Below are 15146 nucleotides of genomic sequence, written 5' to 3' on the forward strand. Positions count from 1 at the left end.
GAGCCACCTATCGGACTCGAACCGATGACCTGCTCATTACGAAATCACGGTACAAACTGCCCCTGACCTGCGGAAACGTTCATCTGAACCTATCCAGGGACACGAGTGGGACAGAGCGGCTGAAACAGAGCGCCGACTGTTTCAGCCTGCCGTCCTGTTCAACTGTGACCGGGAGCGGCAAAACGAAAGCTCCCCATCATTTCGGCGGGGAGCTGCTGGCGCTGGGCTGATCAAGCGGTCTGAGCTGCAAGAGTGCCCTGGTAGATCTTGCGGGCCGATGCAAGGGAGCAGTTCCGGGCTGCCTGGATTTTGGCCACGTCCGGCAGCGTCTTCTGTCGCTTCGCCCAAGCGATGCCACCCTCGACTACGCCCACCTTCTTCGGTGCCTTCCGTGCCGGTGCCTTCTTCGGCTTCGAGCCGTGGCCGGACATCCACGCGGTGAGCACTGCAGCTGCCGGAGCGATGAGGCCGACCAGCAGGCCCTGTACGCCGCCGTCGAGAGCCGCAGCGGCGTTCACCCAGAACGTCCAGAGGACGGGGGCGACGACGCCGATCCAGAAGCGGGCGTCACGCTGGTCCCGCAGCAGGGCTGAGATCAGCAGCAGTTCGGGGATCGCGGCGGTGCCCCAGGCCCAGGCGCCGGCGCCGTGCTGCGTGGCGTAGTGAACGCCGTGCATGTAGCTGTTGGCGAAGGCGTAAACGCTGAGGCCGGTGACGATCGCGGCGCTGGCCTGGCTCTTCGTGATCTTCACTTCGATCTCCCGTTTCGCTTTGGCGATTCGCTTTCCTGATGTGAATACGATGCCACGCTAGGGAGAGAAAGCGCAACAGTGAAGCGCTTATTGTTTTCGCTTCACTGTTGCGCTATGTTTGCCCCATGAGTGAGACAGATCCCCTGGAGGGGATTCGAGACCTGAAGCGTCTTCGCGACGGGCAGGCTGAAGCCCTGGCTGAGGCCGAAAATAATCTCTTGTCAGCCGTTCTCGACTACATCCGCATGCGTGAGGGGGGTGGGGTCACCGAGGCGGCAACGCTCTCCGGCTGGTCGCAGGGCTATGTCCGAAAGAAGGCGCGGGAGGCTGGAATTGCGCCGAAAGGAGGTCACGCTGCGCGGGCTGAACAGATGCGGGAGGAGGCAGCCCGCCGGCGTGAGCGGGAGGCATGAGGCCACGTACCCCCAGCTGGCATGACATACCGCGGCTGGGACACCTCACGCGAAGGTGTCCCAGCCAAGTTGCGCGTTTATGCTGGTCAGAGCGTTTCGGGGACAGTAGGGACAGGTGGGACACCTACGGCGGCAACGGTCACGCATTGCCCGCGAGCGTCTTAAGGCTGTCTAGGTAGTCGCGACCCGCGGGTTCTGAGGCGTACCGATCGTTCACGACGCTCGCAAGGTCCCTGCTGACCATCAGGAGTGAGGGCAAAGACTTTCGTTCCCCTAGGAGCGCGTGCTGACCGTGGGCAACGGCCGAATCCAGATCACCCTGCCGCGCGGCGGCGACGCCCAACGTTATCCGGGCTTCGGCGATCCGCATCGGTGATCGTTCCGTGCCGTCAAAATCCGTTCCGGCTCTTATCACTTCATGGGCCAGCGATTCGGCTATCGGATCCTCGCCGAGGATTCGATAGCAATCCATGGCATAGAAATCGAACTTCGCCGGATCGACCACGAAATGATTCTCAAGATTCTCGGGATGTTCCATGCCCTCTAGTAGCTTGCGACCCTTATCGAGTGCAACTTCAGTTTGACGGCGATCGCCGATACGCGCCCAAGCCTTAGCTTCCTGGCCGAAAAGCTGGACTGCGACGCTTTGGTCCGCGGCAATTTCACCTCCGGCTCGTGCTGCTGCGATGACGCCTCGATAGTCGCCGGTGGTGAGTGCCTGCCAGGCGCGCATTTCATAGGCCCATCCCGACACATGGGTGTTGTCGGATTCCTGACCGAGCGACAACGCAGACTTCCGAGTAGCCTCGGATACGCGCCGGTCCCCGAGATCATATTCAACGCAGCCAACGAGTAAGGCCAGCCAGCCTGCCAGGGTTAGCACTTCGCGGTGCTGGCTGAGCGTCAGGCGCTGAGACTGCATCGAAGCAATGCGATTTAACCAGTTCCTGCCCTCAATGAGCAGTTGATCGGCTGGTAGGTAGGCGTACTCGGAACAAAGGCGATCGACAGTAATTCGCAGCGCGTCTAATGTCGCATTGTCTATATCTGAGCGTCGCAGGCGGCTGACAATCTCGAGGGTTTCCATGCCTGCAACATCGGCCACCTCGATAGCGCCGTTTCTATGCCCGGGTGCTGGGAAGAGTGCGCGAGTGACGGTGCCAAATGTGCTTGCGATGAGACCTTGATAGAAGTCGCCAGGAATCGTCTCGCCGGCTTCCCACCTTTTCCATTGCCGCAGCAAGCTGGAATCGTCCGGCAATTCTCGCTCGGAGTGGAGGCGCATGGCACTTATCGCAGCAGGCTGCGACCATCCCCGAATTTTTCGCTCGACACTAATTCGCTGTGCCCAATGTGGGCGACTGTCAGTCACTTAAGGTGCCTCTCTTTCGCGGTGCGAGCGAGGTATCCATCCTGACCGCCGACGGGTGACAAGCGCCAGTGACAAGTTGCTAGTCACCCCGTGTCCCCCTCGTGTCCAGAAAGTGTCACTGATGTGGAGATATCTAGTTAGGGCAGTCTTTCCGCCATGATTCGGACACAAGCTATGGCAGCTGGTCCCGTTCTTCGAGGGCCGAAAGTCGTTGGGTCAGATCCCGATAGTCCTCCCTCAGTGCACGGACTTCTTGGGCTAGGGCGCTGAGGTCATCGGTGGTCGCTTCAGGTTCGGTTCTGCATACGAAACTGCCCCGATTGGGTGTGGTTTCGATGACATGCTCGTCCCTGAGTAGCCGCAGAGCGTTCTGCACCGTCATCTGAGCAACGCCGAAACGGCTGGCCAGATCGCGGATAGACGGCACACGCTGGCCGGCCGCTAGGGCGCCGCTAGCAACATCCTGCCGCAGCGCGTCGGCGACCTGCACATAAGGCGGTCGAGGGTCATCGGCAGCCAGGCTCATACACCAAGTCTACATGTCAGCGCAACCTAGAGCGAGCTAGCCCATGGGTCTTGCGTACTAGGTTGTACTAGTGCACGCTAGTTCACGTTGCACCACGGAGAAGGAGGAAGTGATGCAGTTCGGAGACGAGCCGACAGGCACGCAGTTGCGTGCGATCGAGGCGGAGTGGTCCGAGATCGCTGCGGACCAGCGGGTTCTCGATGCCGAGATCGACCTGATTCTGATCGAGGACGAATCGCCGTTCAGTCGCCGGCGGATGGCGCGGGCTGTGGACGAGTGGGTGCAGGCGATGGCTGCCCGTTCGCTGCTGGCCAGTACGCCTTGGGGTGATGCGGCGTGAGCGCCGTCGTTAAGACGCCCGAGGCGGTGGCCTTGGAGAGGGCTGCGGAGCGGACGCCGTGGGAGCGTGCGGTGCGTCGGGTGGCGATCGCCTACGTGGCGGTTCTGGCGGTGTCGCCGGCCGCAACCGCGGTGCTGGCCGTTCGGGATGAGGCTCCCGCCCCGGTGGTGGATCGGGTTGTGCGGTCGCACTGTTCCAACGGGCGGATTCAGCAGGGCATCGACACCGGTCGGCCGGATGGGTTGCTGCTGGCCAAAGACACCGGGATCGAGTGCTGATGTCGGCCCGGGAGATCGGCGCGGAAGCTGCTGAGTCGGTGGCGCGGATGGTGGCCGGGATCGGTGGCCCGGTCGGGGTGACTCTCGATCACAAGGCGGCGCCGATCGGCACGGGCGAGTGGCTGGTCTACCGCTATGGGCTGGCGCCGACGGGGCTGGCCACGATGCGGCAGCTGTCGGCGATGGGTCTGCGGCCTGGCGGTTGCCCGCCGGTGGCGGCGCTGGCCCGTCCTCGGGGCCGGTGGGTGGCCTACCTGTACGACGTGAGCACGGCGAAGGCCAAGAGGCCGATGACGCCGGCGAAATTCCGGGCGCTGGCCGCGGCGAACCGGGCGCGGCGGATCTGCCCGACCTGCGGCGTGGATGCCGGGTACGTGATCCCGTTCCGGCTGGGCGAATGCGTGGACTGCCACTACGGCCCGGCGGACGAAACCCCCTCTTACGCAACTGAGATTGGAGTGGCGGCATGACCTGCAACGACGGAAGGCGTCCCCTGGTGGAGTACACCGACCCGGCCACGTTCACCGCGGGGGTGGCCGAGGGCTGGGCCGAGGCGGAGACCGACCCGACCCGGATCGACTGGACGGCGCGGCAGGCTGCGGCGCTGCTGCCGTTCGAGGTGCGCGCCGGCCGTCCGGTCACGCCGGGTGCCTCGACAGGGATCGACCGGGGACGTAACGGGCTGGGGCTGTGGGGTGAGAACCCGATGGCTGATGCGCTGGTCACGGCTCAGACCGACGACGGTGTCCGGTGGGTGCTGCTGGTCGAGCGCGGCGACGGGCACGGCTGGGCGGTCCCTGGCGGGTCGATCGAGACGGGCGAGAGCCCGCAGCAGGCCGCGGCGCGTGAGCTGTCCGAAGAGACCACGTTCGCCGTGCTGTTCGCCCGGTGGGAGTGCTCGGAACCGCGGTGGGTGCCGGACCCCCGGGCTTCGGATGAGGCATGGGCGGTGACCGTCGTGGCTCACACACACCTGCACGTCGGCCGGCTGCCGCAGGTGAAGGGCGCCGACGACGCCCGCCGCGCGGCCTGGATCCGGGCCGAGTCCTACCACGCGGTGGTCGCCGATCTGGCCGATCGCGGCGGGCGCGTGTTCGCCGCTCACTGTGACCTGCTGCGGCAGTACCTCGACAGCTCCATCTGAACCTGAATCGTCCGCGCCGACGGTGGTCGCACACCACGGCACGCAAGGCACCGAAAAAGCCACTCTCACAACGCATGAAGGAGAACGTCATGGGGATGAACTGCTCGGAGTGCGGACTGAGCAACCCGAACGTCTCGGGCGCCGAGGCGCAGCACCTGTCCGGTGTGCACAACCAGAACACGCACGGGTCGAGCAACGGCCCCTCGCAGGCCAAGTAACGCCACCCACGGGCGGCAAGTGGCCGGTCAGGTGGTCGCACACCTGACCGGCCGGTGCCCACCACTCTCACAGCGTCAGGCGTCTCAAGGGTAGGCCCTGATCGCGTACATGCCAGTCATCCACGGAAGGGACATACCTATGTGCCGCTCCACTGCCAACGGGGGGCGTCGTTGCCCCGGCTCCCGCTCGGGCCGAGCCACCACGAGCACCGCGAATGCCACCACCAACGACGCCGTTCCGACCGACGCCCCGGAGACCCGTGAGGCCCGTGCGGCCCGGCTGGTCGCCGAGTGGCAGGCCGAGACCGGCGGCGAGACCCGTGAGGCCCGAGCGGCCCGGCTGGTCGCCGAATGGGAAGCCGAGACCGGCGGTCTCAGCGGGAACAACGACCACCACGACCAGAGCGACGACGGTTCGCCGCGGGTGGTGCATCAGGTCGTCACGGACGGGCAGACCCTGGGCACGCTGATCGGGATCAACACCGGGCGCATCATCCGTGGCACCGCTGGCGCGGGCGGGTCGGGTCGCGGCGGCTCCAGCGGTGCGAACGCGGCGGACTCGGGTGATTCGGGGGACTCGGGCCGCAACCGTGGCAGCCGGCGGGAGTTTTCGGGGAACACCGGCGGCGGCTCGTACCACATCGTCCAGAACATCGGTGAGAACAACCAGATCGGTTTCGTGGCCGGTGTGGTCGAGAGCGATGTCACCATCAACACTTTCCGGGAGCGTGACTGATCATGCACGACGTCAACGTGACGTCCGACGTCACCCCTGACCGGGGGGACGAGACCGACGCCCGCCAGGCTTCCCGCGCGGTGGTGAGCCCGCGCCGGCGGGCGTGGCCGGTGCTGCTGCTGGCCCTGCCGGCGTTCGTGGCGATCTGGTCCGGCTGGGTCGAGCTGGGCGGGATGACGGGGTTCGGTGAGGTGAAGCCGCTGCCGGGGATCGCCGAGGGGTTCGTGATCAACACGGCGATCACGCTGCCGATCGGGGTGGAGACCTACGCCGCGTACGCGCTGAACGTGTGGCTGTCCGGCGGCACCTCGCGGCGGGCAACCCGTTTCGCCCGGGCATCGGCGCTGGGATCGCTGGCCCTCGGGGCGGGCGGGCAGATCGCCTACCACCTGATGAAGGCCGCGGGCATCGTTCAGGCGCCGTGGTGGATCACGGCGGTGGTCGCCTGCCTGCCGGTGGCCGTGCTCGGGATGGGCGCCGCGCTGCACCACCTGGTGAGCGAGAGCGCCGACCCCCACGAGGCGCCCGCGCCGGCCGAGGCGGTCAACGGCGGGGACACGCCGGATGAGGCCGAGGCACGGACCGAGCGGATCGTGATCGAGAACGCGATGCGCGAGCGGCACCCGCAGTGGCCGACCGAGACCGTGACCGAGATCGCTGGCGCTCTGGCCGCCGAGGGCGGGCAACTGCCCACCCCGGCCCCTCGCACCCGCACCCCGGAGCCCGCGACCGACCCGGCGGAGCCCGGCAAGACCGACGGGGTCGACGGGGCCGAGGAGAGCGCGCCGAAGCCTGTTGCCGCAGCCACCGTGCCTCGCCCGGTCGTGCGAGCCACCACGACCGGGGCGGGCGGGGGTAAGCCGCGCACCGACACAGCGGCCCGGGTGCAGAAGCTGCGGGACAAGCACCCGGAGTGGACGGCGGCGCAGATCGCCACGCGCGCCGGGGTGACCGAGCGGACGGTGCGCCGGCACCTGAACACCTCGACCACGCCCACCGACCCGAGCGCCTCGGGCGAGGCACCGAGCACTGCCGCGGCCTAAGCACGGCCCGACTCACGGACAGAGGGGATGCACCGATGAGCACCGGCCAGAACGCCGGCCCCGGTACGCGCGGGAACACCGAGAACGGTTACAGCGTCTCGGAAGCCGCTCGGGTGACCGGCTGGGAGCGAAGCGAACTCCAGCGGCTGATCAAGTCCGGTGACATCACCGTCACCCGCGCGGGCGGGCGAGTCCGGATCGGTCAGCGGCAACTGGACATCCTGAAGGGAGACGACACGCGATGAGCACCGGACACGACAACCACGACGCCGCCCGGGCAACCGGGCGGCAGGAGGTGCCCGCCTACGGCACCCCCTCCCCGGACACCGACCCGGACACCGGGGCGGACACGCGGCCGGTGGTGGGCGCGGACATGGAGCCCGTGCGGCTGCTGCCCGCCCCGGTCACCATCACCGACCGCGAGGCGGACCAGCGGGCGGACATCGTCGCGGACACGAAAGCGGCCTCGACCAGCGACGGGGAGGTGCTGGAGGGACGTGTGATCTCGCCGGGCCGTAGCCGTGCCGAGGTGGTGCACGCGGTCATCACGAGCGAGCAGAGCCGGTCGGTGGGTAAGGCCGTGGCACGGCACGCCCTGTACGTGCCGGGTGGCGCGGTGAGCGTTGCGCGGCGGGTGTGGGAGGCGGGCACCACGTCCCGTCATCAGCGGATGATGCGTCAGGCCGAACTGTCCGGCAACGCCGAGCTGCTGAGCGAGTGGGAGACGCGCGCCGAGGCGTTCCGCAACCACCGGCACCGTCGGGTCATGGACTGGATCGCCGCGCCGTTCATCCTTGCCAAGGGCCTGATCGTGGGGACGTTCGCCCTGTTCTTCTTCCTGCTGGGGCTGGGCGTCCTGCTGGCTCTGGCCCGTAAGGACGCCGGGGCGCTGCTGGCGCCGCTGAACGGGTTCCTGTCCCTGGTCAACCTGATCGCGACCGTGGTGGTCTTCCTGTGGACGCCGGTGGTGATCGCTACCCCGTTCGTACTGCTGGCGGTGCTGTGGAACGAGGGACGCCGGCGGGCGCCGCTGCCGTCGTGGCTGGCCACGGCCTCGGACGCCGATCTCGATGCGGCGATCGATGAGCACTCGATCGCTCAGGCGCTGCTGGCGCTGCGGATCGCGGCGATCAAGGACGCGCTGAAAGCGGCTCCCTTGCAGTTCATCACGCCCGCCCGGCGGGACGGCCGGGGGACACACGCGGTGGTGCGGCTGCCGCTGGGGGTGACGACGGAGCAGATCGCGGCCAAGCGCACGCAGCTGGCCGGCGCGCTGTACCGGCAGGCCAAGGAGGTCTGGCCGACCACCGGCAGCGAAGAGGGCATCCTCGATCTGTGGGTGGCCGACAAGGGCGCTCTGGCCGAGGGCGCCGGGGAGTACCCACTGCTGAGCGAGGGCACGTGCGACGTGTTCAAGGGCGTCCCGTTCGGCAAGACCCTGCGGGGACTGCCGATCACGATGCCGATCATGGAGCGCAACGCCATCGGGGGTGGGATGCCCGGGCAGGGCAAGTCGTCCTCGGCGCGGGTGGGGTTCGCCGGGATCGCCCTCGACCCGACGGCAGAGCTTCGGATCTGGGTGCCGGATGCCAACTTCGACTTCGAGGCGTTCGCGCCGCGGTGCTCCCGGTACGTGATGGGCGCCGAGGACGAGAAGCTGGCCGAGATCCTGCAGGACCTGCGTGACCTGCACGAAGAGGTCCAGCGCCGCGGCGAGCTGCTGATCAAGTACCAGATCCCCTCGGTCACCCGGGAGTACGCCGGCCGGGACGTCGGGCTGCACCCGCTGGCGTGCCTGCTGGAAGAGGCGCACGTGCTGTTCCAGCACCCCGAGTTCGGCAAGGAGGCGCAGCAACTGGCGATCAACATCGTCCGGCTGGGCCGCAAGCGCGGGATCTTCCTGTTCGTGTCCACGCAGGCGCCCACGAAGGACTCGATCCCCCGGGACGTCACCCGAAACTGCTCCAACGGGATCGCTTTCGCCGTCGGCGACCACGTGGCCAACGACGCGCTACTCGGGCAGGGCGCCTACCGGGGCGGGCACCGCGCGACCGAGCTGATCCCGGGGACCGACCGGGGAACCTGTGTGGTCAAGGGGTTCTCGGGTCAGCGCTCCGAGATCGTCCAGGTCTACTTCATCAACATCGACAAGGACAACGACCAGATCACCCCGATCATCGAGCGGTCCCTGAAGCTGATCGCCGACCACGGCCGGGCCGTCCCCGGCACCGGCCGGGCACGCCCGGCCGAGATCACCGTGACGGTGCGGGATCTGCTGGCCGACCTGGACGCCGTGCTCGGGGCCGACCCGGTCCAGGTGGCCAACGTCCCCGCCCTCCTGCAGCGCGCTTTCCCCGGCCACCGGCCCTACCAGGGCATGAGCGGCACGAGCCTACGCAAGATCCTCGCCACCGACCACGGGATCAAGGTCCCCTCGACCGGCAACCGCTACCCCCTCAACCCCGCTACCGTCCGTGACGCCATCGCCCGCCGGCCTGACCCCGACACCATCGACCGGCACGGCGACAACGGGGACGAGTCCGGCCCGCACCTGCTGGCCGGTTAACCCGCCACACGGCCCCGAAAACACGCCCCAGAGGCCGATTCGAGCCTCTGACCAGCACCGATCTAACCGGGTTAACTCGTAACTCTTCCCAGTTCAGAGCCCATATCGACACCCGCGGGTGGCGGGTTAGAAACCTAACTCGCCACCGGTGCGGATAACTACGCCCACAACCCCGATCAGCACCTCCCACCGAGGCCCGGAGGCACCCATGAACACGGTCATCACCTTCGCCGTTCTGGTCACGATCGGTTACGCACTCGTCTACCTGCTGGCCGTCGTGATCTTCCCCTTCCGACCCTGCCGGCGCTGCGGCGGGCGCGGCGTGCGACACAACCGGATCACCGGCGGCGGTTTCCGGCAGTGCAGCCAATGCGCCGGCACCGGGCGGGCGGTGCGGCCGGGCCGAAAGCTGCTGGAACGGCTCAACACCGACCCCGGCGGGCGCTGGACGAAGATCACCGGCGACCCGCGTCCCCTCGACCCGCGCCGCCGCCGCGGGTGATCGGCCGTGGCCGCCCGCGGTTCCGCCCGCCCGCACACGCCCCCGGCCTGGGTATTCGGCCCGCTGGTGGCCTGCGAAGGCGGCGTCCTGAACGGCCAGTGGTTCACCGGCCCCGACTGGGACGCCCGCCTGCGGGCCGCCGCACGCATGACCGAACGAGGCCAGCGCCCGGCCGAGAACCACTACGCCGCCACCGGCCGGACGATCGCCCATCGCCAGTGGCCGCAGGCCCGCGGCGAGGTCTGGGCCGACACCACCGCGCCGACCTCGATCACCGCAACCGGCGCGCACGACGGGCGTAGCGCCGTCGCGCTGGTCTTCCCCGTCCCCGCACCGACGCCACACCCCGATCCGCCCCCCGTCCTACCTGAACCGATGGAGGTCACCGTGAACCGACCGCGCACCACGAACACCCACCCGGCCCCGCAACCGGCGCCCGCGCCGCGGGGCACTTCCGGCAGCGCCCGCCGCGATCTGCTGGTGCCGGCCGCGCTGGCCTACGCCGCGCGAGGCTGGCACGTCTTCCCCCTGCGCCCGGGGGACAAGCGCCCCGCGTTCCCCGACCACTCCGCCGACCGGTGCACCGGAACCGACCCGCGCTGCGGCCGGGCCGCACGGCACGTGACGTGGGAAGAGCGGGCGACCACCGACCCTGCCCGCATCCGCGCGGCGTGGACGTCGGCACCGTTCGGGATCGGGATCGCTACCGGCCCGTCCGGGCTGCTGGTCATCGACCTGGACCAGCCCAAGCCCGGCGGGGCCGCGCATCGGCCCGCCGACTGGGACGAGCCCGGCATCACCGACGGCGCCGACGTCTTCGCCGCCATGTGCTCCCGCCACGGGCACGAAACCCCCCTGGACACCTACACCGTGACCACCGGCAGCGGGGGGACACACCTGTACTTCACCGCACCCACCGGGGACGGAGCGCCGCAGCTGCGGTGCACGGCCGGGCATCTGGGATGGCTGATCGACACCCGCGCCCACGGCGGCTACGTGGTCGCCCCGCCCTCGACCGTGGCCGGGCGCGCCTACGTCGCCGACGACGAGAGCGCCGAGGCCGCACCGCTGCCGGCGTGGCTGGCCACCGGGTTGACCCCTGCGCCGCTGCCGACGCAGGAACCCACACCGATCCGCCTCCGGGCCGGCAACTCGGGTGGCGTGGGTGGGGACGAGCGGTTGCGGGCTTACCTCGAATCGGCGATCAACGGGGCGGTTGCGGCGGTGCACGCCGCGGGGGGCGGGCAGCGCAACCGGGCCGTGTACGGGGCCGCGGTCCAGCTCGGGCAGCTGGTCGCCGGGGGTGCCCTGGACGAGGCCACCGTGACCGGTGCGCTGCTGCCGGCCGCGATCGCCGTGGGGCAGCGCGAGACCGAGGCCGTGCGCACGATCGCCTCGGGGATGCGCAAGGGCAGCGAACGGCCCCGGTACGTGCCGCAGGCCGGGCAGAGCACGGGAGCGGCGGCGTGAGCCCCGCAGGGACCGTCCAGCCGCTGGGACGACGCCTACGGCTGCTGGACCTGTGCTGCGGCGTGGGTGGGGCATCGGTGGGCTACCACCGGGCCGGGTTCGACGTGACCGGCGTGGACATCGCCGATCAGCCGGACTACCCGTTCACGTTCGTCCGGGCCGACGCGATCGCCTACGTCACCGCTCACGGGCACGAGTTCGACGCGATCGCCGCGAGTTGGCCGTGCCAGGCGGCCAACCCCTTGACCACGGGGACGAACCGCGGGCGGCGCGATCACCCGCAGCTCATCCCGGCCGGTCGAGCGGCGATGCAGGCCACCGGCCGGCCGTGGGTGATCGAGAACACCGCCGGTGCCCCGATCCGGCGGGACCTGAAGTTGGTGGGGGACATGTTCACCGGCCCGACCGGTGAGCACCTGCTGAAGGTCTGGCGCCCCAGGTATTTCGAGCTGCACGGGTTCGCCGTGCCACAACCGGCTATCCCGCGGAGCCGAGGACGCACCCGCGGGTGGCGACACGGAACGTACTACGACGGGCCGTATCTGGCCGTCTACGGCGACGGCGGGGGCAAAGGCAGCATCGCCGAGTGGCGCGAGGCGATGGGCATCGACTGGACGGCCAACCGGCGCTCACTGGCCGAGGCGATCCCACCGGCCTACACCGAATACATCGGCGCCCACCTGATGAACGCCCTCACCGCAGCGAGCACCGAAAGGAGCGCAGCATGAACGAGCACGAGCCCTACGGCAGCACCGCACCGGCCGAGACCGACGCCCCCACCGGCCGCCACCTTCAGGCCGTCGACCGCGACCAGCCGCCCCGCTGGCGCCCCCAGCTGTGGCCCGCCGATCAGATCATGGCAACCGAGTTCCCGCCCCCGAAATGGGCCGTCCCCGGCCTGCTCTGCGAAGGCGTGTCCCTGCTGGCCGGACCGCCCAAGGTGGCCAAATCATGGCTGCTGCTGGCCCTCTCGCTGGCCGTCGCCTCGGGCGGACAAGCCCTGGGCGCGATCCCGGTGCGACAGGGGCCGGTGCTGTACCTCGCACTGGAGGACACCCCGCGCCGGCTGAAGTCGCGGATGGGGCAACTGCTCGGGGACCGGCCGGCGCCGTCCGGGCTGCACTTGGCGACCGAGTGGCCGACCATGCCCGCCGGTGGGGACGTGGCGATCGCCGATTGGCTGGACCGCCACCCCGACGCCCGGATGATCGGGATCGACGTGTTCGCCAAAGTCCGCGGCCCGTCGTCCCCTTCGCTATCGGCCTACGACGCCGACTACGCCGCGGTCGGGCGGATCAAGAAGATCGCCGATCACTACGGCATCGCCGTCGTCCTGATCCACCACGTGCGTAAAGCAGGCTCCGAAGACTTCTTGCAGGAGGTCTCGGGGACGAACGGGATCGCCGGGGCCGCGGACGCGACCCTGATCCTGAAGCGCCCCCGCGGGCAGGCCGACGGCACCCTGTCCATCACCGGCCGCGACGTCGAAGAGGCCGAGATCGCCCTCACCCACGACGCCAGCACCGGCCACTGGCTCCAAAGCGACCGGCCCGCCGATGAGGTCAAGCTCGGGGACACCCGCGCCGCGATCCTCCAACACCTGCGTGAGGCCGGGAAGCCGCTCGGGCCGGCCGCGATCGCCCGGGGAACCGACCTCGATCCGAGCCTGGTCCGCAAGACCGTGCAACGGATGAGCGACGCCGGGCAGATCTGGCCCGTCAGCAACGGCAGGTACGAAGCGCCGGCACCCGGCGCGGTGGCACTGCCCGGCACCGACAGGGACACCCGTACCGGGGGTGTCCCACCTGTCCCTACTGTCCCCGAAACCCTCTGACCAGCGAAAACGCACCGCAAGACAGGGACACCTCGGCGGGAGGTGTCCCTGAATACCCCGCCCGCGACGGCTGGAGGTGCCGTGGCAACCAAGAACCGGAGCGACAGGACGTCGGCCCCCGAGTTCCTGACCGTGGATGACGTGCTGGCTGAGCTTCAGATCCCGCGGCGCACCTGGCAGCGGTGGCGTGAGTTGGGTACTGGCCCGGAATGCATCCGGCTCCCGAACCGGGACCTACGAATTCGGCGAACGGCCTTGAACAACTGGCTTGAAAGTCTCAAGGAGGCAGCGTGATTAGTTTCCGGGTGGATATCTATCAGCTGGAGATCCGCAAGGATCGGGCGAAGCCCTACGGTGCCCGGTGGCGAGTGGAAACCAGCTACAAGCGCCGATCTTTCAAAACCCGTGGATTGGCCGAGAATTTCCGCTCCGATCTGATGCAGGCAGCGCGTAAGGGCGAGGGGTTCGACACGGAGACCGGCCTGCCGGAGTCGATGACGAAAAAGGATGAGGAGGTGGTTACGGCCTACGCGATTGCCCTTGCGTACACCAAGATGAAATGGTCTGGTGCGGCGGCGAAAACGCGGAGAGGGACCGCGCAAGCCCTGGCAACGGTGATGCCGACGCTGGTGCCCGACGGGACGCCGGCATACCCCGCACCCGACACCTTGCGCGAGGCTTTGATCAGTTATGCATTCAATCCGCCGAGGCGCGACGAAGACCAGCCAGGCGAGATCGCGGCGGCGCTGGAGTGGATGCGCGAGAACTCGTTGCCGCTGGAGTTCCTGAACGATGTTGCCAAGCGTCCCGATCTGGTCCGTGGGGCATTGGATGCCTGCGCGGCGAAACTGGACGGAAAACCCGCTGCTGCGGCCACAATGCGGAGAAAGCGCGCCGTTCTGTTCAACTACTTCGGATATGCGGTAGAGCGGGGACACCTCACCGTGAACCCGGTGACCACCGTGCAATGGAAGGTCGAGAAGGTTGCCGAGGAAGTGGACCGGCGTGTCGTCCTGTCGCCGGCGCGGTTCGATCACTGTCTCACCGGAGTGACCTACTGCGGGCACGAGCGGGGGATGAAGCTGCGGGCATTCTTCGCGTTGCTCTTCTACGCCTCGGCGCGACCGGCGGAAGCACTGGCCCTGCTCGAATCCGATCTCGACCTCCCGGAGAAGGGCTGGGGCGAAGTGATCTTTGCCCGGTCGGAGCCCGAGGCCGGGAGCGGCTGGACCGACGACGGCAGCGCAAACGACTCGCGCGGGCTGAAGTGGCGCGCCCGGTCGGAGTCGCGGCCCGTCCCGATCCCGCCGATCTGTGTCCGGGTTCTGCGCGATCACATCGCCCGGTACAAGATCGCGGCCGGGGCGCCGTTGTTCCGGACGGCGACGGGCAACCGCTACACGCAGAAGGCGTACAACGTCATCTGGCAAGAGGCGCGCGGGTACGGGCTACCGCCCAAGCTGGCCGCAACGCCGATGGGGCAGCGCCCCTACGACCTTCGGCACGGTGGCGTGACGCTCTGGCTCAACTCGGGGGTGCCGGTGCCCGAGGTGGCCCGGCGCGCCGGTCACAGCCCCGATGTGCTGCTGAAGATCTACGCCGGGTGTATCGACGACGGCACTGCATCGGCCAACGCGAAGATCGAGCGGGCGCTAGGCGGGGACGCGCCGACTGAAGCGGGCGAGAAGGGTGATTCGGCGGCCTAACAGGGCGTTCCGCCCATCAGGGGCTAGGCGGAGTCGGGCGAGGGGCGTAGCGGAGCTGCTGCGCCCCTCTCGCCATGTCTACGGGCGCGGCGATCCCAGGGGCAAGCCTGGGGCAAGATCTGGGACACAGCTGGGACAGGGACAGTGGCATTTCGTGGCACCCGCTGGCACTCAACTGCACATGGTGGGGAAGCCTGGCAGTGGAAAAGAAAAAGGTCAGAGGCACTTTTCATGCCTCTGACCACT

Annotated in this window: 19 protein-coding genes and 1 pseudogene; 17 read left to right on the forward strand and 3 right to left on the reverse strand. The window is 68.6% G+C overall.

Annotated elements, in window-relative coordinates:
* Nucleotides 1-230: hypothetical protein (locus tag LR394_RS40325; RefSeq protein WP_231450009.1), on the forward strand; the 230-nt coding region annotated here is incomplete at its 5' end.
* Here the strand turns inward: LR394_RS40325 and LR394_RS40330 are convergent.
* On the reverse strand, nucleotides 231-752 hold the full coding sequence (locus LR394_RS40330; RefSeq protein WP_231450010.1) for a hypothetical protein: 522 nt from the start codon (nucleotides 750-752) through the stop codon (nucleotides 231-233).
* A gap of 125 nt (nucleotides 753-877) precedes the next feature.
* Between LR394_RS40330 and LR394_RS40335 the strand changes: the two genes are divergently transcribed.
* On the forward strand, nucleotides 878-1165 hold the full coding sequence (locus LR394_RS40335) for a hypothetical protein (protein ID WP_231450011.1): 288 nt from the start codon (nucleotides 878-880) through the stop codon (nucleotides 1163-1165).
* Nucleotides 1166-1304: 139 nt separating this feature from the next.
* Here the strand turns inward: LR394_RS40335 and LR394_RS40340 are convergent, their stop codons facing one another.
* Both LR394_RS40340 and LR394_RS40345 read right to left on the reverse strand, forming a co-directional pair.
* Nucleotides 1305-2450, reverse strand: a complete 1146-nt coding sequence (locus LR394_RS40340) for a tetratricopeptide repeat protein (protein WP_231450012.1) — start codon at nucleotides 2448-2450, stop codon at nucleotides 1305-1307.
* A gap of 259 nt (nucleotides 2451-2709) precedes the next feature.
* A complete protein-coding gene (locus LR394_RS40345; RefSeq protein WP_231450013.1) occupies nucleotides 2710-3063 on the reverse strand; it encodes a GntR family transcriptional regulator in 354 nt (117 codons plus the stop codon).
* A 112-nt stretch (nucleotides 3064-3175) separates the two neighbouring features.
* Between LR394_RS40345 and LR394_RS40350 the strand changes: the two genes are divergently transcribed.
* The 15 genes and pseudogenes from LR394_RS40350 (at nucleotide 3176) to LR394_RS40415 (ending at nucleotide 14900) form a co-directional block, all read left to right on the forward strand.
* On the forward strand, nucleotides 3176-3403 hold the full coding sequence (locus tag LR394_RS40350; protein WP_231450014.1) for a DUF6284 family protein: 228 nt from the start codon (nucleotides 3176-3178) through the stop codon (nucleotides 3401-3403).
* Nucleotides 3400-3681 (forward strand): hypothetical protein, encoded by a 282-nt coding sequence (locus LR394_RS40355; protein ID WP_231450015.1) that lies wholly within the window; start codon nucleotides 3400-3402, stop codon nucleotides 3679-3681. The genes LR394_RS40350 and LR394_RS40355 overlap by 4 nt, the downstream gene beginning before the upstream one ends.
* Nucleotides 3681-4151, forward strand: a complete 471-nt coding sequence (locus tag LR394_RS40360; protein WP_231450016.1) for an RRQRL motif-containing zinc-binding protein — start codon at nucleotides 3681-3683, stop codon at nucleotides 4149-4151. Before LR394_RS40355 ends, LR394_RS40360 begins: the two co-directional genes overlap by 1 nt.
* On the forward strand, nucleotides 4148-4825 hold the full coding sequence (locus LR394_RS40365; RefSeq protein WP_231450017.1) for an NUDIX domain-containing protein: 678 nt from the start codon (nucleotides 4148-4150) through the stop codon (nucleotides 4823-4825). The genes LR394_RS40360 and LR394_RS40365 overlap by 4 nt, the downstream gene beginning before the upstream one ends.
* A 74-nt stretch (nucleotides 4826-4899) precedes the next feature.
* Complete coding sequence (locus LR394_RS40370; RefSeq protein WP_231450018.1) at nucleotides 4900-5043, forward strand: hypothetical protein; 144 nt, start codon at nucleotides 4900-4902, stop codon at nucleotides 5041-5043.
* Nucleotides 5044-5182: 139 nt separating this feature from the next.
* On the forward strand, nucleotides 5183-5779 hold the full coding sequence (locus LR394_RS40375) for a hypothetical protein (protein WP_231450019.1): 597 nt from the start codon (nucleotides 5183-5185) through the stop codon (nucleotides 5777-5779).
* 26 nt (nucleotides 5780-5805) lie between these two features.
* Nucleotides 5806-6276, forward strand: a pseudogene (locus LR394_RS43935) (ABC transporter permease); the annotation flags it as partial.
* Nucleotides 6277-6857: 581 nt separating this feature from the next.
* Nucleotides 6858-7067 (forward strand): excisionase family DNA-binding protein, encoded by a 210-nt coding sequence (locus tag LR394_RS40385; protein ID WP_231450021.1) that lies wholly within the window; start codon nucleotides 6858-6860, stop codon nucleotides 7065-7067.
* The gene (locus LR394_RS40390) at nucleotides 7064-9388 is read left to right on the forward strand and encodes a hypothetical protein (RefSeq protein WP_231450022.1); all 2325 of its coding nucleotides are present in this window, start codon (nucleotides 7064-7066) and stop codon (nucleotides 9386-9388) included. The genes LR394_RS40385 and LR394_RS40390 overlap by 4 nt, the downstream gene beginning before the upstream one ends.
* A 208-nt stretch (nucleotides 9389-9596) precedes the next feature.
* On the forward strand, nucleotides 9597-9890 hold the full coding sequence (locus tag LR394_RS40395) for a DnaJ-like cysteine-rich domain-containing protein (RefSeq protein ID WP_231450023.1): 294 nt from the start codon (nucleotides 9597-9599) through the stop codon (nucleotides 9888-9890).
* A gap of 6 nt (nucleotides 9891-9896) precedes the next feature.
* The gene (locus tag LR394_RS40400; RefSeq protein ID WP_231450024.1) at nucleotides 9897-11360 is read left to right on the forward strand and encodes a bifunctional DNA primase/polymerase; all 1464 of its coding nucleotides are present in this window, start codon (nucleotides 9897-9899) and stop codon (nucleotides 11358-11360) included.
* Nucleotides 11357-12088 (forward strand): DNA cytosine methyltransferase, encoded by a 732-nt coding sequence (locus LR394_RS40405; RefSeq protein WP_231450025.1) that lies wholly within the window; start codon nucleotides 11357-11359, stop codon nucleotides 12086-12088. Before LR394_RS40400 ends, LR394_RS40405 begins: the two co-directional genes overlap by 4 nt.
* Nucleotides 12085-13194 carry an AAA family ATPase gene (locus LR394_RS40410; protein ID WP_231450026.1) on the forward strand — a complete coding sequence of 370 codons (1110 nt, stop codon included), beginning with the start codon at nucleotides 12085-12087 and terminating at the stop codon, nucleotides 13192-13194. Before LR394_RS40405 ends, LR394_RS40410 begins: the two co-directional genes overlap by 4 nt.
* A 132-nt stretch (nucleotides 13195-13326) precedes the next feature.
* Nucleotides 13327-13488, forward strand: a complete 162-nt coding sequence (locus tag LR394_RS43940) for a helix-turn-helix transcriptional regulator (protein ID WP_407937217.1) — start codon at nucleotides 13327-13329, stop codon at nucleotides 13486-13488.
* Nucleotides 13485-14900 carry a tyrosine-type recombinase/integrase gene (locus LR394_RS40415; RefSeq protein ID WP_231450027.1) on the forward strand — a complete coding sequence of 472 codons (1416 nt, stop codon included), beginning with the start codon at nucleotides 13485-13487 and terminating at the stop codon, nucleotides 14898-14900. The genes LR394_RS43940 and LR394_RS40415 overlap by 4 nt, the downstream gene beginning before the upstream one ends.
* The last annotated feature ends 246 nt before the right edge of the window (nucleotides 14901-15146 follow it).

This window comes from Kineosporia babensis (genome assembly GCF_021129305.1).
Classification (GTDB): Bacteria; Actinomycetota; Actinomycetes; order Actinomycetales; family Kineosporiaceae; genus Kineosporia; species Kineosporia babensis.